Annotated in this window: 26 protein-coding genes and 1 tRNA gene; 8 read left to right on the top strand and 19 right to left on the bottom strand. The window is 48.0% G+C overall.

Going from position 1 to position 24,759, the window contains the following annotated elements; genetic code table 11:
* Positions 1-13: 13 nt before the first annotated feature.
* From AOA63_RS09880 to AOA63_RS09905, 5 genes are all read right to left on the bottom strand, one after another.
* Complete coding sequence (locus AOA63_RS09880; RefSeq protein ID WP_053959545.1) at positions 14-652, bottom strand: hypothetical protein; 639 nt, start codon at positions 650-652, stop codon at positions 14-16.
* Between the two features lie 488 nt (positions 653-1,140).
* Positions 1,141-2,451, bottom strand: a complete 1,311-nt coding sequence (gene tilS / locus AOA63_RS09885) for a tRNA lysidine(34) synthetase TilS (RefSeq protein ID WP_171822678.1) — start codon at positions 2,449-2,451, stop codon at positions 1,141-1,143.
* Between the two features lie 504 nt (positions 2,452-2,955).
* Positions 2,956-5,118 (bottom strand): SpoIIE family protein phosphatase, encoded by a 2,163-nt coding sequence (locus tag AOA63_RS09890; protein ID WP_053959547.1) that lies wholly within the window; start codon positions 5,116-5,118, stop codon positions 2,956-2,958.
* Between the two features lie 303 nt (positions 5,119-5,421).
* Positions 5,422-6,315, bottom strand: a complete 894-nt coding sequence (gene galU, locus AOA63_RS09900; RefSeq protein ID WP_242848311.1) for a UTP--glucose-1-phosphate uridylyltransferase GalU — start codon at positions 6,313-6,315, stop codon at positions 5,422-5,424.
* A 134-nt stretch (positions 6,316-6,449) separates the two neighbouring features.
* Complete coding sequence (locus tag AOA63_RS09905; protein WP_053959550.1) at positions 6,450-7,496, bottom strand: mannose-1-phosphate guanylyltransferase; 1,047 nt, start codon at positions 7,494-7,496, stop codon at positions 6,450-6,452.
* 258 nt (positions 7,497-7,754) lie between these two features.
* Here AOA63_RS09905 and phoU point away from each other — a divergent pair, with 258 nt between their 5' ends.
* Together phoU and AOA63_RS09915 are read left to right on the top strand one after the other, a co-directional pair.
* Positions 7,755-8,447 carry a phosphate signaling complex protein PhoU gene (gene phoU / locus AOA63_RS09910; RefSeq protein ID WP_053959551.1) on the top strand — a complete coding sequence of 231 codons (693 nt, stop codon included), beginning with the start codon at positions 7,755-7,757 and terminating at the stop codon, positions 8,445-8,447.
* Positions 8,448-8,462: 15 nt separating this feature from the next.
* Positions 8,463-10,061: a Na/Pi cotransporter family protein gene (locus tag AOA63_RS09915; RefSeq protein WP_053959552.1), complete on the top strand. Its 1,599-nt coding sequence runs from the start codon at positions 8,463-8,465 to the stop codon at positions 10,059-10,061.
* A gap of 83 nt (positions 10,062-10,144) precedes the next feature.
* On the opposite strand, the gene AOA63_RS09920 is transcribed toward AOA63_RS09915, so the two are convergent.
* Entirely contained in the window at positions 10,145-10,486 is a 342-nt protein-coding gene (locus AOA63_RS09920) for a hypothetical protein (RefSeq protein ID WP_053959553.1), read from the bottom strand.
* Positions 10,487-10,727: 241 nt separating this feature from the next.
* On the opposite strand from AOA63_RS09920, the gene AOA63_RS09925 reads away from it, so the two are divergent.
* Positions 10,728-11,879 (top strand): NAD(P)/FAD-dependent oxidoreductase, encoded by a 1,152-nt coding sequence (locus tag AOA63_RS09925; protein WP_053959554.1) that lies wholly within the window; start codon positions 10,728-10,730, stop codon positions 11,877-11,879.
* Positions 11,880-11,927: 48 nt separating this feature from the next.
* Here the strand turns inward: AOA63_RS09925 and AOA63_RS09930 are convergent, their stop codons facing one another.
* The gene (locus AOA63_RS09930) at positions 11,928-12,323 is read right to left on the bottom strand and encodes a hypothetical protein (protein ID WP_242848312.1); all 396 of its coding nucleotides are present in this window, start codon (positions 12,321-12,323) and stop codon (positions 11,928-11,930) included.
* A 187-nt stretch (positions 12,324-12,510) separates the two neighbouring features.
* Here AOA63_RS09930 and AOA63_RS09935 point away from each other — a divergent pair, with 187 nt between their 5' ends.
* Together AOA63_RS09935 and AOA63_RS09940 are read left to right on the top strand one after the other, a co-directional pair.
* Positions 12,511-13,686 (top strand): NAD(P)/FAD-dependent oxidoreductase, encoded by a 1,176-nt coding sequence (locus AOA63_RS09935; protein ID WP_171822679.1) that lies wholly within the window; start codon positions 12,511-12,513, stop codon positions 13,684-13,686.
* A gap of 98 nt (positions 13,687-13,784) precedes the next feature.
* Positions 13,785-14,309: a DUF1641 domain-containing protein gene (locus tag AOA63_RS09940; protein WP_053959556.1), complete on the top strand. Its 525-nt coding sequence runs from the start codon at positions 13,785-13,787 to the stop codon at positions 14,307-14,309.
* A gap of 96 nt (positions 14,310-14,405) precedes the next feature.
* On the opposite strand, the gene AOA63_RS09945 is transcribed toward AOA63_RS09940, so the two are convergent.
* A complete protein-coding gene (locus tag AOA63_RS09945) occupies positions 14,406-15,635 on the bottom strand; it encodes an aspartate kinase (protein WP_053959557.1) in 1,230 nt (409 codons plus the stop codon).
* A gap of 97 nt (positions 15,636-15,732) precedes the next feature.
* Here AOA63_RS09945 and AOA63_RS09950 point away from each other — a divergent pair, with 97 nt between their 5' ends.
* From AOA63_RS09950 to AOA63_RS09960, 3 genes are read left to right on the top strand one after another with little or no spacing between them, the layout of a single operon-like run.
* A complete protein-coding gene (locus tag AOA63_RS09950) occupies positions 15,733-16,443 on the top strand; it encodes an HAD family hydrolase (RefSeq protein WP_053959558.1) in 711 nt (236 codons plus the stop codon).
* Complete coding sequence (locus AOA63_RS09955; protein ID WP_053959559.1) at positions 16,440-16,889, top strand: acyl-CoA thioesterase; 450 nt, start codon at positions 16,440-16,442, stop codon at positions 16,887-16,889. Before AOA63_RS09950 ends, AOA63_RS09955 begins: the two co-directional genes overlap by 4 nt.
* Before the next feature lie 16 nt (positions 16,890-16,905).
* Positions 16,906-17,352 (top strand): hypothetical protein, encoded by a 447-nt coding sequence (locus AOA63_RS09960; protein ID WP_139061559.1) that lies wholly within the window; start codon positions 16,906-16,908, stop codon positions 17,350-17,352.
* Here the strand turns inward: AOA63_RS09960 and mrdA are convergent.
* The 11 genes from mrdA to AOA63_RS10015 all read right to left on the bottom strand — a co-directional run bounded on the left by mrdA (position 17,349) and on the right by AOA63_RS10015 (position 24,725).
* Complete coding sequence (gene mrdA, locus AOA63_RS09965; protein WP_053959561.1) at positions 17,349-19,295, bottom strand: penicillin-binding protein 2; 1,947 nt, start codon at positions 19,293-19,295, stop codon at positions 17,349-17,351. The two genes, AOA63_RS09960 and mrdA, sit on opposite strands and share 4 nt — an antisense overlap.
* A gap of 189 nt (positions 19,296-19,484) precedes the next feature.
* Positions 19,485-19,573, bottom strand: a tRNA-Leu gene (locus AOA63_RS09970).
* Between the two features lie 25 nt (positions 19,574-19,598).
* Positions 19,599-20,015, bottom strand: a complete 417-nt coding sequence (locus tag AOA63_RS09975; RefSeq protein ID WP_053959562.1) for a S1 RNA-binding domain-containing protein — start codon at positions 20,013-20,015, stop codon at positions 19,599-19,601.
* Positions 20,016-20,162: 147 nt separating this feature from the next.
* On the bottom strand, positions 20,163-20,444 hold the full coding sequence (locus AOA63_RS09980) for a hypothetical protein (RefSeq protein ID WP_053959563.1): 282 nt from the start codon (positions 20,442-20,444) through the stop codon (positions 20,163-20,165).
* A complete protein-coding gene (locus tag AOA63_RS09985) occupies positions 20,444-20,680 on the bottom strand; it encodes a sigma factor-like helix-turn-helix DNA-binding protein (protein ID WP_053959564.1) in 237 nt (78 codons plus the stop codon). The genes AOA63_RS09980 and AOA63_RS09985 overlap by 1 nt, the downstream gene beginning before the upstream one ends.
* A 103-nt stretch (positions 20,681-20,783) precedes the next feature.
* Positions 20,784-21,233: a spore cortex biosynthesis protein YabQ gene (gene yabQ / locus AOA63_RS09990; protein WP_053959565.1), complete on the bottom strand. Its 450-nt coding sequence runs from the start codon at positions 21,231-21,233 to the stop codon at positions 20,784-20,786.
* Positions 21,234-21,249: 16 nt separating this feature from the next.
* Positions 21,250-21,531 (bottom strand): sporulation protein YabP, encoded by a 282-nt coding sequence (gene yabP, locus AOA63_RS09995; protein ID WP_053959566.1) that lies wholly within the window; start codon positions 21,529-21,531, stop codon positions 21,250-21,252.
* A gap of 54 nt (positions 21,532-21,585) precedes the next feature.
* Entirely contained in the window at positions 21,586-21,825 is a 240-nt protein-coding gene (locus tag AOA63_RS10000) for an RNA-binding S4 domain-containing protein (RefSeq protein ID WP_053959567.1), read from the bottom strand.
* Between the two features lie 101 nt (positions 21,826-21,926).
* A complete protein-coding gene (locus AOA63_RS10005; RefSeq protein WP_020374308.1) occupies positions 21,927-22,202 on the bottom strand; it encodes an HU family DNA-binding protein in 276 nt (91 codons plus the stop codon).
* Between the two features lie 82 nt (positions 22,203-22,284).
* Positions 22,285-23,133 (bottom strand): MazG nucleotide pyrophosphohydrolase domain-containing protein, encoded by an 849-nt coding sequence (locus AOA63_RS10010; RefSeq protein WP_053959568.1) that lies wholly within the window; start codon positions 23,131-23,133, stop codon positions 22,285-22,287.
* Between the two features lie 80 nt (positions 23,134-23,213).
* Positions 23,214-24,725 carry a putative polysaccharide biosynthesis protein gene (locus AOA63_RS10015; protein ID WP_053959569.1) on the bottom strand — a complete coding sequence of 504 codons (1,512 nt, stop codon included), beginning with the start codon at positions 24,723-24,725 and terminating at the stop codon, positions 23,214-23,216.
* Positions 24,726-24,759 lie beyond the last annotated feature (34 nt).

The following is a 24,759-nucleotide window of genomic DNA, read 5'->3' on the forward strand; positions in this document are numbered from 1 at the left end:
GCCGACTTCACAATCACGCCTTAATAATATTGATAATGCCGCGCATGCCTGTCCGGTAATGAATATATTGTTGGACAAAGCACCCAAAGTCCCAAATACCGGGTTTATCGGGAACTTGAAACGACAGCGTTAAACTGCCTCCCGGTTTGAGAGTGGGACTAAAGTCACCGCCTGAGGCGATATTGTATAGGGATTTTGGTCCTTCATAAGTCACAATGGCCTTATTGGGTACAAAGTTATCAATTTTATAAGGATTGCTGAGTGTTACTGGTACGCCATCCCAAAAATCGACCTTCCAGGCATCGGCCGGTAACTCACCGAACGCTTGAAAATAGGATTCATTTACATGGCGACCAATAGTCCATTCGTGCCAATGCGTATGACTTTGATTTTGGAATGTGACTTCCAAATAATCTCCTACCCGCCATACCATATAGTTCGGCACATAATAATAATCAAAAGCATATAGATTGAAAGCTCCTGAGGTCACAGGCGATCCAAACAATGACCGAGCCGCTGAGACGATGCCTTGGCGCCCTAACAAGGATACCGTCCCTGCTACGGCAAGCCCTCCAAGTCCCCATAAAAATTGACGCCGGCTCCAATCGGGGGAACCTTGTTCCGTCAATTCGTTGGGTATACGATCTGCCATGATTTCACCCCCGCATTAAGCCTTGCGATGTTCGAATTAGAGCCTCGATACTAGTCAAATCGAGTAGACAAAGTTTACATCGCTAGGTATAAAAATACTCACTTAGCGTCATGGTCCACAATCGTGCAAAGGGAGGACACAATGTCCCCCCTTTTGTACTGCTATCCATCACAAGGGATTAATCCATGCCGTTTATGACTTTATGGGCGCGAAAGAAAATCTGTTCAATTCCACTCATCAAAATACCCAACTCATAAGAAGAAGATGTTAAAGGCAGAAGCCAACCAAAATAGGTGAGCAGCGGCAATAAAATCGTAACCGTCAAGAACAGGATTCGATAGCGTTTTTGTCGTCATGCCATGACTCCTGTAATCACCATCACCGGCTACCAACAAGATTTAAGGGAAAGAAACAATGGTCCAAAAAGACCTCATAACCCCTCGTGAAAAGCTTGAGTGCTGCTAAATAGGCGGAACATTCCGCTCGTCTTAGGCAAGATCATCATCCTGTTGGTATTCAATCGCCGTACACAAACACCCTGGGGTGCATCTGGCATTTTCTGCACTCATGATGCCGGCAATGCCAAGAATCTGGTGAAAATCTGAAGCTGCGACAATAATAGGCCATCCAGAACGCTTATGACGAGGAATTTTATAGTCCGTAAAAATATCTCCGATTTTTTTGTGATGGCCCTTCATCCCTAAGGGTTCAATCCGGTCACCAGGCATCCATGGCCTCACGGCTATGTCTGGCCAGCGTTCTTTATTGATTTGCACCACATGGGTACGAGGGCCTTGAAATGGCGCCGTGCGGATAATTAAGCGGTTGTGGGAATCAAGGTCGACAATCCCTTGCCGGGGTAACACTTGCGCATCCCACATGGCCCTTTGAAGGAGTTCCCCTGAACTTGGACGACTAATCCTCCATCCTTGGTTATCGCGTGTGACAACCACGCCCTGAGGCCAGTTGGCTTGGCCTTGAATAGCTTCTTCAATATGATGCCGGTTCAGACGAAGTTTCCAATCGGCCGCAATCATTTCGAAGATATCCGCTTGGACGGCGGGATTGAGTTGCCCAAAAAGGTGGGGTAACCGTAATGGATTATCTATTGTGTCAATATGGTGGTTGCTAAGAAAATCCCGGGCTTGCTCATGAATCAAGGCATACGCTTCTTGAGCGCGGACGGCTAGGGCTGCTAAAGCCTGTTCAATTTGCGGGTTAAACCGACGTTGTAATAAGGGAAGTAAATCCCAGCGGATGCGATTACGCAGAAAATACGTATCCTGATTACTCTCATCTTCGCGCCATGTCAGGTGATTCGCCCGCAAGTATTCTCGCAATACTTCCGGTGAAAATGATAGCAGTGGGCGGATAATCATACCATTTTGTTCTTTCATTCCCTGCAAACCTTGAACACCAGTTCCCATAATCAATCGCATTAGAACTGTTTCTGCCTGGTCACGCTGATGATGCCCCACCACGATGCGGCTGTAAACTCCATAGCGTGCCCGATGTTGTTCTAGAACAGCATATCGCTGCCGGCGGGCAGCCATTTCAATTGATTCTCCCGTTTCCGGAACAATGTGAATGCGTTCGATGGTTACCTCTAAGCCAAAGCGCTCCCGCAACGTCTCTTGCACAAAGAGCGCATCCTGGGCAGCATTAGGTCTTAAACCGTGATCAATATGGACAGGATAAAGAACCATGGGCCACTTGTCTTGTACGTTCACAAGCAGCGTCATTAACGCCATCGAATCCGCTCCGCCACTGACACCCACCACCAGTGGCGCGTTTGGCATACATAATTTTTCAATCTGATGCAAAAAACCCTGTTCTAGCGCATATCTGTCCATAATCCCCTGTTCCTTAACCGTAAAGACGCTAGCCACTTACCGCAAGCGGCTGGCAGAAGATTTTCTGGCATTCTTTTTCTGTACAACATTGAGAAAGGGCAACAAAAGATCTTCGCTCCATTGACAATCACGACAGAGCCTTGCACAAGGGTTTATTATATCACTAGGTTATCATGCCCGAAAAAGAAATGATATCGGCCTCACATGTTGTAGATTCAAAGGGTCTTACATGTCGCATTTAAGGAAATTCTGAGTGAGTGACGACGTACTCTGATCGACTTCAACGGGGAACGCCTACGATGTCGGCAGTGTCGAAGAGGCGTCACCGGATCCCATCAAACATTACGTTGAGGCCCAAAGCACCCTAAGTCGAACACGCTAGTGGTTAATCCCTTAAGACCGGAAGAAGGTAGCGCGCGAGCCGGCAAGTATTTGCTGTCACCCGGGGCGCTAACGCATATGACGAAGGGGCCTGGGAGTTAGCCTTTGCCATTCCATAGTGGGCTGGTCGGCTTCGGTAATCGACGTGGTCTTAGGCTTTTGGCCATGAGCCAAGACTTGAATCACCATCACCGCTGCATCATCCCGTCCGTCTTGATCATGGCCCAACATATAACTTAAAATCGTTTCCGCCATAACTTGCGGCGCAACCCCAGGCATTTCTTCCAACAGCCGACGCAATTTTTCTTCGGCGGCTGCATCTTGAATTTCCAAGGTCCCGTCGGTAACCATAACCACGATGTCTCCAGGTTCTAGCGTATGATAGATGGGTTCTACAGGCACCTCTTGTAAAATTCCTACAGGGAGACTGTGAGACCTAATAATTTCCACGCGGCCCTGTCGGCAAAAAAATGTTGGTGCCGCCGCCACTTTGATTAATTCACCCCCTCGTCCCATCCGGTCCATTAAGAACAAGTCTAGAGTCGCAAAGTGATCCTCTACCGACCTGAGCAACAATGTGGTATTAACCGCTCTCACCGCTAACTTTTGCGAAAAGCCGGCTTGCAACAATTGTTCCAATAACGCCATTGCCGTACCACTTTCCCAAGCAGCCCTGGGTCCTACCCCCATCCCATCTGATAAACCAAAAATGACCCGATGTTTAGGAAGTTCCCGCACCAAGTCGCTATCTCCACTAATAAGTCCTCCCCGTCTGGGTCGTTTAGCCAGCCCCACAGCATAATCCAGTGCGGGGATTAACTTTTTCACCCCATCTCGTGCATAGGATGCGTCAAAGTCATGGGCCATGTCCTTAATTAATTCTGCCAATCCCCCTAACTGGCGTTCAGCCAATGCCCGCGACTCTTTGACGCGCATTCGAAAATGTGCCCGCTCTTTCTCTTTGTTTACGTGAATATTGGCTGATTGGATGATCGCCTCGGGCCGAATACAGCGTTTTTGCAATTCAGGATTTAAATCATGTAAGGTTAACAATTCCTCCTGACTAGATGAGGTCAAATCTAAAAGAGCCCGGTAGGAGCGATAAAACTCATCTTCCCAGCACGCACGGTAAAGGGAGCACTTTTTACAGACTCCGGAGACGATAGCTTCTACTAAATTCGTCTCCGGTGAGGAATCTTCATCGTCGATTCGAAACGCGTGCGACATTTCTTGCATCACGGCGGCAATTTTGTTTAATCGTGCTGGCAAGGTATCTGGCGTGTCACCACGCACCAATAATTCTGTCCAAACCCTTCCCAGATCTACGATAGCGCCGGATAACAACTGGATAAGCAAAGAGGCGGTTCCCAGAGAAATCCACAATATGCTTAGTTCCTTGGGCAAGTTAATCAAAACCGCGTAGAGCACAATCCCTAACATTAATCCCATGGAAGCTAAACGCCAATATCGTGTGGCTAATAAGCCGGCGAGAAAGCCGCCCGTGACAAGGATCCCGATTTCGTCGCCGGGACCTGTACCGCGGACGGCCAAAGTAAAACCCAATGTGGCCCCGGCCACAGCGCCGCCTCCCGGACCATTTAAGATAGCGGCCGCCAAAATTAATACACCACCGACCAAAAGGCTTGGAGCAAAGGGGCCAAACTTCCAGCCTTCTAACCCTGCAATAAAGGAACCCATTGCGGCTAATCCCATTATCAAGGTGGTTTGATCGCCCTGACCCGTATCAATCACCTGAATTTGGCGGCCTGCCGCCCAGTACAGCAGTAAGGCTCCCCCGCAAATGAGAGCGGTAATGACACTATCAAAGACATTGAGAGCATGTCCCAGTAAAAATAACAGCGCTGTGCCCCCAATTAATAATGGCCACTGCATCCACTGCCAGCCCGCCCGTCGCCAGGGAACGGGCACACTGAGCGCTAAAACACCAACTACTAATGCCGACCACCCATTAATGCCTAAGGCGGTCCCCAGTATACCTCCAATGAGCATGGGTCCAAAGAACCGGCGCCACCGGGGCCACACCAGTAATAAGGCGATCCACAGAAAAGGCGCTGGCCTGTGATAAATCATCGCTTGTCCCAAAACCCATCCCAATACCGCCATAACAAATTGCGCCCCGCGAAGCGATAATTTTTCACTATTGTGAGAGGGCAAAAGAGGTTCTTGTTCGGAACTGACATGCATATCCATTAAGAGAAGACTTCCTGCCATGGTGTACGCCTCCTTAAACAATTCACGAGGAACGATAACAAAAACACTATGGCATTTTCTGGTAGTTGTTGACATGGGAATGAAAGAAATTCTCGACACAATGATGGGCCATGTCCAAAATTGGACATGGCCCATCATGGTCACGTCACACCCGAACACGCTTTTATCTGCGACCTAAAATAGAAGGCATTTTGGGGCGATTCCCAAAGGCTCGGCACGACGAAAGTTTCCATACCAGGTCAAGTGGTGGCGAAAAAGCACAGGCAGAGAAGATTTTTTCGTTACACAGTCACTGTACGGTGACTATAACGAAGGATCTTCGACTTGTAATTGGGCTACTAAATTTTTTAAGTAGGCAATAACGTCATCCCGCAGATCATCCCGGTCTAACGCGGCTTCCACCGTTGCTTTGATAAACCCAAGTTTTTCCCCGACATCAAAGCGCTTGCCTTGATACGGTACCGCAATCAGTTGTCCTTGACGCGCGAGCACGTCCAAAGCGTCGGTCAATTGAATCTCGCCTCCGGCTCCGGGATTAATATCTTCTAAAACCGCAAACACGGCCGGATCTAAAATGTACCGTCCCATAATGGCTAGAGGCTTCTCAGGCGCCTCAGAAACTGGCGGCTTTTCTATTAAATGGGAGACTTTAAATGTCCCGTCAGTGGTCCAGTTTCCGTAAACAATGCCGTAGCGGTTAGCTTCTTCACGGTTGATGGGCTGCACCGCAACAATCGAAAGTTCCGGTCTCCAACGATTCATCAATTGTTTGAGCACAGGCGGGTTGGCTTTCATCACGTCATCTCCTAGCAACACAGCAAACGGTTCTTGCCCGACATGACGACGAGCCGATAATACGGCGTGCCCCAACCCCAACGGTTCTTTTTGTCGAATAAAGTGGAGATTAGCTAAGCGCGAAACCCCCATTACCACCTCTAATAAATCCATCTTTCCCCGCTTGCGAAGGAATTCCTCAAGTTCTGGAGCGCGATCAAAGTGGTCTTCAATACTCCCTTTATCCCGTCCGATTACCACTAAGAGGTCATCGATTCCCGAGGATACCGCCTCTTCAACAATATATTGAATTGTAGGCTTATCGATTAAGGACAGCATTTCTTTGGGCTGGGCTTTGGTTGCAGGCAAAAACCGCGTACCTAATCCCGCTGCTGGTATAACCGCTTTTCTGACTGTCATCATCGTATTCCTGCCTTTCTCGTGTTAATGCCCCTTCGCTCTATCCTTTCCAACACGTTCTCGACCGGTCCCATCCCCTCTCTCATTCACACTCTCACGATTTCATTTTTGTCTCCAATGTCCAATCCCATAGCGGTCTACAATAAATGCTCATGTTGTCCTTCTTTGAGGGCCTGCACAACTTGACGGACATCTTGGCTCCGATCGGGGGATAAGATTAGCACAGCATCTTTGGTAGCCACCACAAACAAATCCTTGACACCGATAAACGACACAACGGGACCTTCTGAGATCGCTGTAACATTTTGGCTATCCACAAATATGGCGTGACCCTTGGCAGCATTTTGTTCATCGTTACGAGGAAGATGCCTGGCCAATGCAGCAAAGGTTCCCACATCATCCCAACCAATATCAGCTGGCAATACATAAACATTTTTCACTTTTTCCATGATCCCGTGATCCACGGACACTTGCGGAAGTTCAGGGAAAATGGTGTTGATCCGGTCCGGATGATGGATTAAGGCCATAATTCCTTCGTAAAGATCGGGGATTAACATCCTGATGGCTGCTAAATACTCTTCGGCTTTAAATGCAAACATTCCGGAATTCCAAAAGAAGCGACCCGACTCCACCATCACTTGCGCGTCTTCCAACGGCGGCTTCTCGACAAATCGTTTCACATGCAAAATTCCATGTTCCACTTCACTGCCGTGTTCAATATAGCCATAACCGGTTTCCGCATGAGTCGGAATGATACCGAAGGTGTAAAATCCACCGCGAGTTTCCGCCGATCGCAACGCCAGATCCGCTAATTTCTGAAAGCGTTTCTGATATTTAATAAGATGGTCCGAAGGTAAAATCAATATCACCGCAGCTGGGTCTTCTTGATAAATTGACGCAGCAGCCCAGGCAATTGATGGCGCGGTATTTCTTCCCACGGGCTCACCTAGGATATGGGAGGAAGGGACATCGGGAAGATTGGTTTTAACCTTGTCGACATAATCTTGACCCGTCACGACCCATGTGTTTTCCGGTCCAATGAGCGAACGAACACGATCCCGCGTCGTACGAATCATGCTATGGTTCCCCATCAGCGTCAGAAATTGCTTTGGATGCATCATGCGGGATAAAGGCCAAAACCGTTCTCCGCGTCCTCCCGCTAAAATTACCAACCATCGTGCCATTGTCTTTGCGACTCCTTATTTTGTCCAGGCGGGGAAACCCGCCCATTTGTATAAGATAAAGCTCCAGGCGCTCCGAATGCTATTAGTAAATGTAACATATTTCACGAATCCTTCGCGGGGTCCAAAACCCTGCCCGTGTTCAAATTGCGCAAACACACTCTTATGGCATAGCAGAGCCACCTATATTTGGTCAACCAGAATCGAATACCTGTTGTACAGAGTATAATAGACTGAAAAACTTTTACAGGGGCGAGGCTTATGTTTGTTAGCAGTTATGACCGTTCACTCGAAGACATTATTCGGCGCGTTAATCACCTGGCTGATGATGTCTATCAGATGTTAGGCCAAGCCCTTAACTCGCTCTACCAGCAAGATAAAGAGGCTGCTCAGCGGGTTCTTGACCATGATGACTATGTTGATGACGAAACCAACGCCATTGAAGAAGATTCCCTTCAATTAATTTCGTTGCAGCAACCTAGACAAAAAGATCTCCGAATCTTAGCCGCGTCCTTACGCATCGTACGCGATTTGGAACGGATTGCGGACTATTCTTGTGATATTGCTGAAGTTACCGAGATTCTCGCTCATAGTCCATACTTTAAACCCTTGATTGACATCCCTCGCCTTGGCACTATGACGTTAAATATGTTGAAATTAGCGGCGCAAGCGGTTAACAATCATGACATTGCCTTAGCTCATGACGTCTACCGCCAAGATGATGCGGTCGATGCGTTATATATTCATTTACATGATGAATTGATGGAAGCCATGCGCCAACATCGAGATGTCGTGGAACAAGCCAGTTATCTCTCATTGGTTGCCCGCTACTTGGAACGCATTGCGGACCACGCGGTTAATATTGCAGAAATGACAGTATTTGTAGAAAATGGAGATCGTCGTCCTTTTCGGCGCTCACCCTTTCCTTCAGGTCATTCTGAAGAACATGATTAATTAAGGAGAACTCTCATGACCCAAAGCTGGCTAGCATTATTAGGAGGGATGGCACTTTTTACATTCGGACTATCCCAAACCAGCGAGAGTCTAAGACGGTTAACCGCGGGCTGGCTGAAATCCTTGTTGCTTGTTATGACCAAAAATCCGTTGGGTTCGGTGATTCTTGGCATTACCACGACCATGCTAGCAGGGTCTTCCAGCGCCATTACGGTTATGGTCGTCAGCTTTGTCAGTGCGGGCCTGTTAGAATTGAGACAAGCTTTGGAAGTGATATTGGGTGCCGCCATCGGCACTACCCTAACCGTCCAGTTAATCTCTTTTGATTTTATTCGCTATGCACCAATTTTAGTCTTTTTAGGCGTTGTCATACTGATCATTCAGCGGGGCAAAGATAATGCATCATTGGGCTCGTTGACGCTCGGTTTTGGCCTCATCTTTTATGGCATGATGGTCATGATCGGTGCTGTCCATAATTTATCCACTGAAGTCGGTGTGCGCAGCGCACTTAAAGTGTTAAATCACCATGCCCTTCTTACGTACTTATTGGTTCTTCTCTTCACAGCCGTTATTCAAAATTCTGCCACGGTCATCGCCTTGGCGATCACATTCCGTCTTCATGGGCTGATTTCTTTGCCGACTGGCCTCGTTATCGTCTTTGCAGCCAATGTCGGATCAACTGCAGCTGCCATGTATAGCGCATGGCTCGGGGGATCCCGCAGTGCCAAGCGTACCGCCACCGCCTACTTTCTCATGAAATTTTCGCTGTCACTTTTAGCCCTGGCATCTCTAGGTCCATTTGAGCACGTATTATTATCGGTTGAAACCGCACCGGGACGAGTATTGGCGGATGCCCATACGCTCTTTAATATTCTTTTAGCGGTTCTCTTCCTTCCATTTTTAGGCCCCATTGCTCGCCTTATGCAGCGCTGGCTGCCAGACATTCGTCCTAAGCCGATCAGTCCCTTATTGGACATGGATTTATTAGATGATCCTCATGTGGCCCTCACCCGGGCGGCACAAGAAATTGCGCGAATGGCTCGTATCATTCAAAATCAAATCTTCGACAATTTACCCGCCTATCTCGAAATGCCCAGGGAAAGCATTTCCCGCAGCATGCGCCAAGCCGAATCGGATGTCGATCTTTTACACCATGCGATTACTCATTATTTGTTCCAATTAGGACAAGTCAGCCATTTGACAGATGCCGAATTAACTAGTCAAGTCCGCTTATTATACTTGGCTAATCATTTGGAACATCTATCCGATACAGCCATTAAAGTCATGAATACTCGCGATAAATTAGTCCGCCGCAATTTCAGTTGGCCTCCGGCATTGTGGACTGATACCTTAGCCTTATTAACCCGGCTGGATGAACAATATCACCGCTTAGCCGACGCCATTTCATTAGACGATGATGAGCAAGCACTCTCGTTAGTTCAGGAAAATCCTGAACTCCTGCGACAAGAAGCTAAAATTCGGCTAAATATTCTTACCCATGTAGAGGAATCCCAACTGCGCTTTACCTCAACATTGCTTGAACTCTCAGATGACCTCTCCTTATTGACCAACCGCATTGCGGCCGTGAGTCGCGCCTTATTGGGTATCATTTGACATCTGATATCCACTTTTACGCATCAGCAGTAATCAAAAAATCGATGCCGCTGTCCAAATATACAGGTTCAGCGGCATGGTTCTTATAGAGTTCGCGCATGATTCTTAAAAATCGTCCACTTCACCGGAGAATGGTGAGGAAATCCATGACGTCGCGGAACTCTTTTATGGCGCGAAACCGCCTTACGCATTATGGGCCAAAACGCTACAGACCGCAAAACACACAATGGACCTTGTGTCCGGTAGGTGGCATGAAGCAATGTCCGGTCTCGCCACATTTCCACGGCAGTCCATAGACGTTCGATCGTCACAACACCCCATGCAAGCCCAATAATCCCCACCATTAATAGACCCGCAATAAGAATGCCATGAAATATTTGTGTGGTTGAAGGATGAAGAGGCTGTACCATCGCTGTCATATCCATCACATTCCTTTCTCAATGTTAGTTTAGGATTCTGAGCTATCCAGGTCTATGTCCGATCGACCATTCTTGATGGACCATTTAGACACATTATCATGACAAATGTCGTATGCCGGGTTATTTTCATTCCTTCTTTCGAACTATCCCGATCACGACCATATGGGCCATGACCATCCATTTACATTAATCGTATAATGAGTGCAATTGCAAATAAATTGCATTAATGCAATGGGAGGAAACTATTATGGCGCACATTGTGATTGCAGGGAGTGGGTTTGGAGGTCTGACAGCCGCCTTAAAACTTAAAAAGCACCTCGATCTGTCGCGGCATCACATTACTGTTATTGATCAAAGCTCCCGGTTTGTGTACCGCCCCTCATTAGTCAACGTAGCTTTTGGAAAAGCCACGCCGGAATCGATTACATTTGACTTGCCAGCGGTTTATCACAGATCAGGTATTCAATTTATTCAGGCATCCATATTATCGATAGACGGCGACCAAAAAACCGTTGAAACCAGCAAAGGACCGGTGTCTTACGATAAACTGATTGTCGCTCTAGGCGAAAAATTGGCTTATGATGACATACCGGGTTTAAAGGACCATGGGTATAATGTGTGCACGTTGGAATCTGCCTTGGCCCTAAAACAAGCCTTATCAGCCTATCAGGGAGGGCCTGTGGTCGTAGGATGGGCTCAAAATGTCCAAACGGGCGGTCCAGCATTTGAGGTAGCCTTGGAGTTATCGCACTATATGACCCATCACCATCTAACCGGAACCATCCAATTTATCGATCCCCTGCCCAAACTGTGGGCACCCGCTGGACCTAAGGCTAGTGCATTCCTGGAAAGAGTCTTTGCCGCCCATCATATTCAGCGCCATGGGCCAGTTCAAGTGCGCGAAGTACAAAAAGACCGTGTTATTTTATCGAACGGAGAAGAATTGCCCTCTGTCCTCACCATTGTCACCCCACCATTCCGGGGCGAAGAGGCCCAACAAGCGTTAGTCTCGGACAACGCTCGGGGCTGGCTGGAAACGGGAAAAGACATGCAATCTATTCATTATCCCGATATCTACGTAGCCGGGAGTGCCGTTGCATTTGAAGGGCCGAAACAAGGGCATACTGCGATGTTGCAAGCAGAAGTGGCAGCATATAATCTCGTGCAGGATTTAGAAAATGCCACGCCAAAGCACCGGGAATATGATCACGAAATGAGCTGCGTCCTGGACCTCGGAGATGGGCAGGGATTATTCGTGCGCCAATCTCTATGGTCTAAAGAACACCAAGTTGTTCGCGTGGGCCGCGAATGGCCACTGGCTAAGAAAGCTCTCGCTTTTGCTTTTGTCCGTACCCCGGTATTCAAAAAATGGGCCCTATCCATTCCTCAACCTAAATGACCCGATGTGGGCCATAAAGGGTTTCCTTTCCTTTATGGCTCACAGTTATTAAAATCCAAAAAAACCTGTCGTCAATCCCCGGCCATACATCGCCATTAAAAACAAATTTAGGCCAAAATATACCCACACTTCATGAAATCGTCCATAATCTTCGGCCAAGACTTGACGGAGCTGACGTCCTTTTCCCACTCCCCTTTGTGCCATCACCGTCAACAAAGCCATCGCCCCGTAGAGCAAATGCCATTCGACCTTAGGGCGCCCTCCCATGAGATATAGGGTCGTACCAAATACGCCCAATAGGACGGTATTAATCTGCACATAAGTTTGATATCTCCAAAAGTAGTCCGGTAATTCCCGTTGATGACGCCAGCGGTAAGCATCAATGGATAAAGCAAGGGCTCCTAAAAATCCTCCCAATGCCGTCGCGATATGCGCAATTAACACAATATGATAAATAATGCCCGTTTTTTTCGTCTCCTTTCGGATGATTCTGGTGCTTTTCTTTCATCATACGTCCAGATCGTGTTTGACGTAAGTTGTTGGCATCTAATCCAGAAATTGTTGGTGTCAATTTATTTGAAAAGGAGATGATAATCCCTAGCATGCAATTGTACAAAGGAGGTGGGCCGTCATGGCAAAACCACACGTTTTGGTACTAGGTTCAAATTTCGCAGGTCTCGGTGCTGCTCAAAAAGTCCGGGAAATGGCGGGTGATGCCGTAAACATCACCGTTATTGATCGCAAAACGTACCTGTTGTTTGTCCCCAATATTCCTATGGAAGTATTTGAAAATCGTAATCCTCTTTATTCCATGCATATGCCTCTGATACCTGCCATGAAAGAAGATCATATGGATTTCATTCAGGGAGATGTACAAGGCATCGATGTGGAAACGCAAACCGTGGAATTTCTACCCGTCGAAAGGCTCGGAGCGGCTGTCGATCGCATTCACTATGATTACCTGGTTATCGCGGTCGGTGCCCGCTTAGCCTATGACAAAATTGAAGGATTTCGGGAATATGGCCACACCGTCAGCGATACCTATTACGGCAATCGATTGCGGCATTACCTTTATCATGAATATAAAGGAGGACCCGTCGCCATCGGTTCCGCTCGCTTTCACCAGGGAACGAAGACCCGCGATTTAGTTCCCACTGCTGAAGCAGCCTGTGAAGGTCCTCCAGTAGAAGTCATGTTAACCATGGGAAACTGGCTGCAGTCCCGTAACTTAGGGGGACCAGACAAAGTTACGGTATTTACCCCGGCCGAGTGGATCGCCGAGGACGCGGGGCAAGGGATTGTCCATGCTCTCTTGGCCAAAGCAGGCACAATGGGTTTTCATTACCGGAACAATACCCACGATATTACCCGGATTACCAAAGACGGGATTGAATTCGCCAATGGCCCCAGTTTAGATGCGGAATTGAAAATTATCTTCCCTGACTGGGTCCCCCATGCTTTCATGAAGAATTTGCCCATTTCCGACGACGTTGGATTTGTTATTACCGATATGACCATGCGCAATCCCAAATATCCTAATGTGTTTGCGTGTGGGGATGCGGCTGCAGTAACAGTACCCAAATTGGGGATTTTGGCCCACATGGGAGCAGAAGTTGCAGCCCGCCAAATTGCCAAAGATGTGGGTCTGATGAATAAAGAATTGGCCGATCAACCAATGAAGCCTATTGTTGACTGTATTGGGGACATGGGCAATAACCAAGCTTTCTATATTAGTTCCAATACATGGTATGGCGGCAACCGCGAAGTCTTTCGGATGGGGCATGTGCCCTATTTGCTCAAAGTGTAGTATAAAGAGATGTTTTTCCGCACCAAAGGCAAAGTACCGGATTGGGGCATCCCCGTAGCAGACTTTCTGACGGAAATGCTGACAAAGGGGTGATGGGAATGCCACAGACAGAATTACAGCGTCCACAGTCCGTGTTAACGGAAGCCCAATGGCAAGGCCTAGCACAGTTAGGCGATTTGGTAACGGTCCTGACCAAATTATTGGAAGGACCCATGGGGAGTGTCATCACGGGCTACGCAGCTGAAGCCTCGAGTTTTTTCCCCGCTGAGGCTCTTCCCACTCTTAAGGAGTTATTAGAATTATTGGCCGAAATGCGTGCACAAGGCGTCTTTACCCAATTAGCCACGGTCGTCGGTCTCGCTTCCGAAACCCTAACCCGGGAAAATTTGAACGCCTTTTTTCAAACCATCTTGGATATGGCGGGGGAAGCTTCCTTCGCGGAAGTTCTCCGCAATACTTTTCAAGAGGCGGTCAAAGAATCGGCACAAGACATGCAACATTTAGGCGGGTTAGCAGGCCTTATGCGCGTTATGAAGGACAAAGATGTCCAGGCTGGATTACGCGTGATGGGAATTATGGCAGGAAAAATGGTCCCCCTACTCCGGTCCCGGGCATCAACTTAGCCTCGTTAACCCGAAGCTAAGACTCCTCACAAGTCAAAGAAGGGCAGCACTGCTGCCCTTCTTTTTTAAGAATTCGCATCACAAATTTTTGACCCCTTAGTCCTCAATCATTTCGGCTGATTTTCCCAAATTGAATTCTTCATGGATAAGGGCGAGAGCACGTTCCGCATCACTACGATCAATAATGCACGAAATCTTAATTTCTGAGGTACCAATCATTTGAATGTTAATGTTCCCGTTGGCCAATGCCTTAAACACCCGCGCCGCCACACCAGGACGTCCCAGCATCCCCGATCCAATCGCGGAGACTTTAGCCACATGCGTATCAATGACTAGTGAGTGTCCCCCTAGTTGCTGTAAACAACTCTTCACAATGGGTTCGGCTCTTTTTACGTCCTGTTCTTCGATGGTAAAAGCAATGTCATTTAATTGATTATGGGAAACCGCTTGGATAATGAGTTCCACGTTAATGCCGTGTTTGGCTAATTCGCCAAAAATCAATGCGGCCACCCCTGGGGCATCCGGAACACCTAATAGGCCTAATTTCGCAATATGACGGTTTAAAGCCACTGCCGTCACGGGAGGTTTTTCAATACTTTCTCCTTCGCTGATTATGGTTCCCGGTTCATCACTAAAGGTAGAGCGAGCGTAAATTGGCACTTGTTGTCCTTTGGCAAATTCCACCGCTTGAGTCTGTAATACTTGAGCCCCTTGACTGGCCAATTCGAGCATTTCATCGTAGCTCAACATGCCCAACGGGGAAGCGGAAGGAATGATGCGCGGGTCGGCCGTGTAGACGCCTGCCACATCCGAATAAATCTCACAGCGGTCGGCTCCTAAAGCATTAGCGATGGCAATAGCGGTGAGATCTGATCCTCCTCGTCCTAATGTAGCCACGTCGCCCGAACGAGTGACTCCTTGAAAACCGGCCACTACCGGCGTAATGCCTACCGCCAAAGCGTTGCGGAGTTCTTTGGGGTCAACTTGTTCGATGCGTGCCTTTCCATAATCGTAACTGGTAATAATTCCGGCTTGGCGTCCTGAAAATGATTTGGCCGGAATACCTAAGTGTTCGAGCGTCATCGCCATCAACGCACTCGATTGAGTTTCCCCTGTCGACAATAATTGATCCAGTTCCCTGGCGGAGGGCATGGTAGCCAATTGCTCAGCCAGTTCCAACAGAATATCCGTGCTATCTCCCATGGCCGATACCACGACAACGACTTGATGCCCTTGTTCTACGGTGTGCTGCACTTTTTTTGCAACATTTTTGATATGCTCAGCCGATTGCAGCGAGCTGCCGCCATATTTTTGCACAATTAGCATGCTGATCCCGTCACCCTTTATCAACTTTTCGTCTATAATAACAAAATTAAAGCAAGTTCCCACAAAGTTTGTGAAATTATCCGCAAGGAGGCTATTTGTGCTCACAAGGCCCCTGAATATCAGTTGCGATTTTGACGGTACGCTTATGCAAAACCCATATTGGCGACTTCACCTCAAACCGTGGCTGATATCCTTTGGCCAATCCCGTCGCCAGTCATGGCCTGAACTGTGGCAACTTATGCTGCAAGAAAGCCTGCTGCGGCTCCAAAAGGGTCAATCTGCCGGGGCCTATGACTGGAAAGACATTGTCCACACTCTGTTTCAGGCCTATTTGCCCGATCCCGCCGTGCCTCCTCGCTCCCAGGTCCTTCCCTTGGTTTATCCCGATGTGTGGGATTTCTTGCACTGGTCTTTTAATTATCCCGTGCGCCTGCATTTGGTCACCAACGGCTTTATGACGAATCAACTCCCCTATCTCAAGGCGCTCGGATGGGATAAGATATTGGCATCATGGACCGGATCCGAAAGGGGATTTACTAAACCCGATCCCCGGATTTTTGATGGCATCCCGGATCTAGATATACATATTGGGGATCGTCTGGCCCATGACGTTTTGGGAGCTAAACGGGCATCGGTTTTTGCCGTTCATCTGAAGCGCCATGACGTAGGGGAAGAGCAAGACGGTTGGGACCCCTTGTCGCCTGCTCATTGTCAGGCCGATCTAACCATTAAGACGCTCGAGGAGATGCCCAAAGCCATACAATTACTTCTCCCAACCATCGTGATACGAAAGGCAGGCTGGTTATGAACGGAATTCTGATAGGCGGCAAACGCTTTGTCCATGAAACGGAAATACGCGTGCGTTTTTGTGAAACCGATGCGAATAAGCATGTCAGCCAGGTGTCTTATGTTATTTATTTTGAACAGGCCCGCACCGAGTTTATCGATAGTTTAATCGGGGAAGATTTCGACTGGTGGTCTGAACGTTATTCTTTGGTGTTAGCCAGGCAATCCATTAGTTATCTCGCACCGGCCTATTTTCGCCAAGTGCTGAAAGTCTATACGGGGATTGCATCGATAGGCCGATCCTCCTTAAATCTCTATCATTTGGTTATAGAAAAAGAACATGGCACCTTAATTGCCAATCAAGACAGTACGGTCGTATTGATTGACCAGGAAACTCAGCGAAGTCATGCTTGGCCCGATAGTTTTCGGGAACGGATCAACGCCTTGTTGAATGATGATGCCTCATGAGTTGTGCCGTGCATAAATGAACGAGAAAAGGACTGTGATGAAAATGCGTATAGGAGCTGTAATTGGACCCGATCACGAAACTATTGTACCGCTGCCGGATGGACCGATAATCCGGGTCCGGGATACCGAGAACAACGTCACCGCAGATTATCCCAATCCGGGTTATACCGCCGAAACCCACCGGAGACCGACCGCAGCCAAGGCCCTGGTCGCCCACCACATTGATGTGGTTCTAACAGTTCCCGGGTCATTTTGCTCGCTCTCCCATAAGATTGCCCGCCAAGGAGGAATAACCTTTTGGCCGGTAGAGTCCGGTAGTACATGGCAAGAGGTTGGAGCACAAGGTGAACCACCGCCAGAAGCAGTGGTTGATGCATTACCTCTTCCTGAATTGATGAAACAAAATTTGGCATCCATCAAATACTATTGGAACCGCCGCCGCCATTCATCCTCAAGCCGTTAATATTTCGGCGCCGCCGGTTTTTGATAACTATAAGGCCACTTCCAATTCAGACCAAAAACACTGTCAAATAAAGGCTGCGCCTTGGGATCTTGAATTTTGAAATACTGATCGTAAATAGCTCGCGCCACAAATCCGGAGTCTGCTCCCCAATTTCCTTCGCGGATATATACCAGAATCAAAATTTGAGGATGCGGCATGGGACCATAAGTCAAGAAGAAGGCGTTGTAATTATTTGACTGCCCCACGACCTGAGCCGTCCCCGTTTTCGATGCGACGGGTACCGGAAGCCCCGCTAACGCGCCATAACCGGTTCCCGAGACGCCTTTAGCAATATCGGGATCTTGTGCAGACATATCCATGCCCTGGTGCACAGCATGCCAGATAGAATAGGGTAAATTAATTTTTCCTTGGACTACTGGGTTAAACTTTTTCACGACTTTGCCCGAAGGCGTGGTAATTTCGCTCACCAAATGTGGCCAATACAAGGTCCCGCCATTGGCAATGGCCGCGTCAGCACGAGCCAATGCAATCAGGGTATAGCGGGCAATACCTTGGCCAATCACAGTATTCAAATTCCATCCCCAGGTCCAAGGGCCTTGTCCTGATGCGGCTAAACGAGCGGGTGTGGGAATTTGACTCGTGATCTCTCCTGGTAAATCAATGTGCGTGGGTTTATTCAACAAGAACTTCCGCATCCATTTGTCCATCGTATTGATGCCCATGTCATAACCCAAGGTGTAGAAAAACACGTCATCAGACAGTCCTAAAGCCTGCTCAACATTCAACCAGCCAAAACCAGGAGCATACCAGTTGCCAAAAGCGCGATCTTTAGGAAAGTAGCCGGGATCGTAGATTTCGGTGGTGGGAGTTATGACTCCCGAAGCCAAGGCGGCTACAGCCATAATCGGTTTAAATACCGATCCCGGTGCAAACCACCCCGAAATGGCTTCATCAATGAAAGGGCTAATGCCCATTTTGGCTAAGGGGCTGGTGGCTAACTTATTGTAATAGCTACTATATTCTTTGGGATTTGTCGGCAATAACTTATTGGGATTATAAGTCGGTAAACTCGCCATTGCCAAGATATCGCCATTATTGGGATTCATGGCAATCACAGCCCCTTGCACTGCGCCCGCACTGTGTGAAAAGCCTACGGTAGAATGTCGCATGGCTTTCATCACATACGCTAAGGAGTTTTGTGCCGTTTCTTCCAGGCGCCAATTAATCGTTAAATGCAGCGTATCTCCTGGAGTCGGACCAGAACGGCTGAGCAGCTTCACAAGTTGCCCTTGCCGGTTCACTTCTGCATATTCCCCACCAGCATGGCCATGAAGATATTGATTGTATTCATATTCCAAACCCGCCGCACCAACAATCGAGGTCATAGAAAACCCTTTATTTTTCAGCTGTTGATATTCCTGGGCATTGATACGCTGCGTATAACCAATGATATTCCCCATCAAATTGCCGTAGGGATAATAACGGACCGCAATGGGTTGAATGCGCAAATTGGGCAGTTCATTAATATTTTCTTCAATGTTGGTCATTTCACTGGCCGTAAGTCCTGAGGTAATCACGACCGGATCGTAAGGTGGTAGCTGCGCAATTTGCTTACTGATCAACTGACTCAAGTACGCAGGCGACTCGCCTAATTCCTTGCCCAACAAGGTCAATTCGGACGAGGGCATATTTTGCCCATTGGCGAGGTAATATAGTGTCCAGGACGGTTTTGATGTCGCCACAACCTTTCCGTCCGCAGTCACAATGTTACCTCGGGGTGCTGGAATCGGTAGCTTACGCAAGGTGTCAGCTTGCGCTAAGGCTTCGTAATGACTGCCTTCTTTGACTTGCAAATACCAAAATCGGGTCCCCACCACGGCAAAGGATGCGGTGATTACGGCCATAAACACAATGCTGCGATTACGGCTTTGACGATTGATCATTGATGCGTATCCCCCTCATTATCCCTATCAATCATAATAAACGGTTTGGTTGTCTTCGGGGAGCTCCATAAAAAATTACCAACCGGGTTTTTTTGTGGCAAATGGAATGATTTCCAATCTCAAGGATAAGAGGGTAAAATGAGAAATACTTTAAGAAATAAAAAAATAACGCATTTATCACGCGTATAATGGTGCCGGGAACCGGACTTGAACCGGTACGAGCATCCCTGCCCGGAGGATTTTAAGTCCTCTGCGTCTGCCTATTCCGCCATCCCGGCAAATTGTTATTTAACTAGCGACTAATTAGCGGCTCGCTCCACGACCGCCCCGTTTAGATTCTGTATTCCTTCGTAAATCCTGCAACCGGTCCTCACTATCTTTCATAAACCGTTGCATTTTATCTTCAAAAGATGTTTGCGATGAAGCACGGCGCTCACGATGTCCCGCATCACGTGGTGACGGTGTTTCTCGTTGAGCCTTGGGTTGAGCTTGACGAATTGAAAGTGCAATTTTCCCGGAAGGATCCATTGAGAGAACCTTTACCGTAACTTTGTCACTTTCTTTCAAATAATCTTTGATGTCCTTAACGTATGCATCTGCCACTTCCGAAATGTGAACCAGCCCAGTCTTTCCGGTGGGCAATACAACAAAAGCTCCAAACGGTGCAATACCGCTCACAGTTCCTTCTACGATCTGCCCTACTTCAAGTTCAGACGGCATACGTCTTATATTTTCCTCCTAAATAAAAGCTCAACTCGCCTCACGACAACGTTAATTATAAGATGCAAGGTCATAACTGTCAATCGGTAAAAGGTTGAAAGACTCACTATCATTTAGCAAAAAATGGCTTTGGTGACTACGACAGTTCTACGGTTGACTGAGAGCCGGATCAGGAATGGCCATCTTTCCCGTAATCATATTTTTAACCATCACCGGATTTTTTAGTTCTTGAATATCCTGTTGCAATTTTGCATTTTGTGTTTGCACAGCTTGGATGTTGTGATTTAACGTCAGTTCATCATGCCACAAAACCCAAATATGGATTCCCGATTGAACGGTCCAAAAACTTAAATACCCCAACACAAACACGGTGACAAAGCGCTTCCAATTCCAACGTAAGCGTACCCGTTTTTGTCCAGCAATAGCCACTAAATCTCCTCCTCGTCCTCATCCTCCGCGGCCATAACGCCCAACGGATCCCCACTAATGACCAGAACGACTTGATACCCTTTGGTTTTCGCCCGGTTGTAAAGCGTTGCCACTGTCGCCGGCGACAAGCCCAACCGTTTCGCGATGGTTTCACTGGAGACTCCTGTTTCCTTTAAAGCCACCACTTGCCGTTCACGAAATGATAATTTTTCGAGTCCGCGAATTTCAATTTGCATAATCTCTCCAAGTTATCCACAGGTTGTGTACAAACTGTGTACAAACTTATTACAAAATTATGACATGGTTTTTACATTATAAAACAGGCAAGAGGTTTTCGCACTACATTTCGGGGGAATTAGGCGGAGGCGAAGGAGGCTTTTTTTTGCTGGCCAGGATTTTTTGACGGAACGAGAACAGCACATGGGGAAACGGTGCGATCAGTGTGGAGAGAAACCAACGGAAGGGAAATGTCACATAAAAGACCATACGCGCCTGAACAAACAAAATCCGTGATACCCAAATAAAGGTTGTTGGGGCAGCCAACCAGACCCATAACCCGTAACCTAGCGCGATAATCAACAAGCTCCACGCATGAAACACGCCCCAATCCGTCCACAAATAGACGACTAAAATCAAAAGAGCCGCGATAACAAACCATAGCCAGTCCAAAAAATGACCAATGAGATTCCAGATGTGCCATTGCGTGCGCATGGCTCCATAAATTGTCGATAATAGCCCTAAACTAATCCCGGCTAACAGCCATGCCGCAATGGTGAATTCCGGTGACATGATGAAGACATCACTCCTAGCGCCATAATCTCGCCCATGTTCCGTCACTTTTGCCAGGCTTTTTGCGGGAATATACGAGAGAATCAATATCCCCTTCGGCTACAAAACTGCCGGAATCGAGATCCAGCTGGTGGATGCGCAAATTATGTCCCTTGATGGTTAAAATGCCCATATCCGTGGATAACATAATGACGTCATCATCAAAATTTTCTACATGCTGAACCCCTTCAATGGCTAATTGAGTGCGGTTAGTCAAGGTCAAGAGATGGGTGCGAGTCTTGTCGCGTTTTTCGTCCATGGCACAGCCCCGCTTTCTTCGATGTCATAGAAGCTTATGCCGGAAAAAGCCGGGCTAGACCTCGTGAAAAAGTTCTGATGCGCGGTTGGCCGGAACATTTTCCACGATCTTTTCAATGACGACGCGCCTTGTTCCAGACGGCAATTGGATTTCCAATTGGTCGCCCACATGAACTTCGTATCCTGCCTTGACGACCTTGCCATTGACCGACACCCGCCCACTATCACACACCTCTTTGGCTAAGGTCCGTCGTTTTATAATCCGGCTAACTTTTAGAAACTTGTCAATACGCATGGAACCACTCCTTTACTGTTTTACTGTCTGTACACTCTTATTGCTTATCATGCCATGCAAAAAAGCCCTGCGAACAGCAGGGCTCGTTCAAACACCACGAATTATTTAGCCACGGACTCTTTAAGAGCTTTTCCAGCTTTAAATGCCGGCACTTTGCCTCCCGCAATTTCCAAGGTGTCGCCCGTCCTCGGATTCCGTCCAATTCGAGCTGCGCGTTCGCGCACTTCAAATGTTCCGAAACCTACCAATGAAACCTTATCACCCTTGGTTAAGGCTTCTTCGATGGACTCCACCATGGCGTTGACGGCACGCTCAGCATCCTTCTTACTCATACCGGCCCGTTCCGCTACGCTTGATACTAAATCCGCTTTGTTCACTGCCATCCCTCCTGATCATTCACTAAATTTCACTGAGATTCATGCTCGTTATTCGCCAAAAAGAGAAAAAATCCTGTCTCGCTTAGGAGAAATTCATGCCATTACTGAAAAACGCCAATCGTGTCCATAAGGACCATTCCGCATCCTGATGATACTGACGGCTCACGTCGGCAACGGCCCAGGCCGCATCTGCCAACGTTTCTTCCAGTTTTCCCTCACCATTTCCAATATATACCTTAAGGAGTTCGGATACGGCATTGAAAACGTTACTCGTTGGCAAAATTCCGCGTTTACCAAGACGCCTTGCCCAGACTAAACTCGGGTATACCCACTCGGCCACATGAGTTCTCGGGGGATCCAGCGTTTTGAGTTGATCCCACTGGCTAGCGACTGCTGAGGCGGTTGTCCAGTGTTCATCAGAAAAGACATGAGGATGCCGCCGAATCAGCTTCGCCACTTGTCCGTGAACCACATCGGCTAAAGAAAACGTCTTCGCTATGGCGCTGTGAAACACGACTTGCAGCAGGACATCGCCCAATTCGTCTGCCAATCCCGCTTCATCCCCGGCAACAATCGCTTCACTGGCTTCATAGCTTTCATCCAGTAAGTAGCGGAGGAGGGACAAAGGAGTTTGTTCCCGGTCCCATGGGCAGCCATCTTCCGCTAATAACCGCGTCATGACATGCTCTAAAGGACCGACGGAGGTCGGATTACCCGGAAGTTGCAAGCGGTCTCCCGCTTGTAATTGAATCGTCTTGAGATCTTGCCACTCGATTTCCCTGGGCGTTTCACCCTGGGGCAGAAGAAGCGCCCGCGAATTGCCGGGAAAATAGGCGCCAATGCGCGCATAGAGATCTTCCCCGTCAAATGGGCCTTCAATAATAAAACGATCTTCTGCGTCACCTGAAGGGCGAAATGTCCATTCGGACAACGTTCCAGGCTCCTTTCCTCAAAGCGATATCTCAGTATACCAGGTTATCCCTGACATACCAAAGAATATAGGGTTTTAGCCTATTCTCGCAAGGCCTTTAACACATTTAACTCGCCTAAAGCGGCCATTAGCACAAAATAAATGATGATTCCCACCCCTATCGCACTCACGACGGGTCCAATAATCCCTGGGATATGGCAAAATCGCATCCAGGTCTGAATCCCCATGACCATCACGATGGTCCCCACAAAAGGCCACATAGCATCTTTCCAGGGACTATCCAACGGGTGCACAATATTTGACCAATCTTTCCAATTGAGCCATGCTGTCACAACGCTGGCCCCCACCGTTCCAATCGCAGCTCCCCGAATACCCAAGGAGGGCAAAGGGGTTAACCACCATGTCAAAACAAATTTGGCCAGAGCACCGAATAATAAATTTTTCACGGGAATCCATCCATGCCCACTAGCCTGCAACGAAGACCCTAAGACCTGTTGGATAGCCAAAATGGCACTGCCCACAGCCAAGACCTGCAAAGCCCGCATGGCGCCGCTTTCTCCATATAACAATCGCGTCAGCGGTTTCGCTAATACAATTAACCCGCCGGCCATAGGTAATCCTAATAGCCAAATCATATGCACCGCCAGATTGACCCGTTTGGCGGCCAGTTTCGGGTCATTTTCGGCCATGGCTTGTGCAATAGCCGGAACAAGTGATACCGCCAATGCTGCCCCCACCACCATGGTCAAATTAATTAACGGCATGGCCTCCCCACTTAACCGGCCAAATTGAGCCGTGGCTTGACGCAAACTTAAACCCGTTTTCACTAACTGTTCGGGCACAAACATGGAATCAGCCAGAAACATCAACGGAAACAAAAGACCTGACAAGGACATCGGCATCGCCACCAAAAATAATTGCCGCAACTCGGACCAGGGAATGGGACGGTATAAAACCCACCGTCTTCTTTTTAACCGGGCCCCCAATAAAAAAAGCATGCCGATCATAGCCCCGACGGGAGCGCCCACAGTGGCCCCGGCGGCTGCCCAAGCAGTTCCCTTAGGCAACCACATCAAAGCTAAGGGAAACATCACCGCTACCCGGGAAACTTGTTCCAAAATTTGCGAGATGGCCGTTGGAGCCATCTCTTGATATCCCTGAAAATATCCCCGCAAACTCGCCTCAGAGGCAACAAACGCCAAAGCGGGTGCCAATGCACGAATGGATAACGTCGCTTCGGGTTCATGAAAAACGTAACGTGCAACCCAAGGTGCCAAAAATTCCAACATGACGGCCATTACCAAGCCAATTCCGGAAAGAAAAATTTGAGCCCAAGCAGCTAATTGTTCTGCGGATTTGATGTCATGATGCGATAACTTTTCTGCTGTTTCTTTGGATAATGCTGTTGGGATTCCATTCACAGATACAGCGAGTAGCAAAGCATATAATGGATAGGCCATTTGAAAAAGCCCGACGCCATAGTCCCCTAAAATGCGCGGCAAAAAAATCCGGTAAATGGCTCCAATGGACTTCGATATCAGAGCACCCAGGGATAACCAAAAAGCTCCCCGCCACAACGTACTTTTCTTCATCACCCAACCACCTAACCTGCGTCATTGCTTCTCA

The organism is Sulfobacillus thermosulfidooxidans (assembly GCF_001280565.1).
GTDB classification, from domain to species: Bacteria; Bacillota; Sulfobacillia; order Sulfobacillales; family Sulfobacillaceae; genus Sulfobacillus; species Sulfobacillus thermosulfidooxidans_A.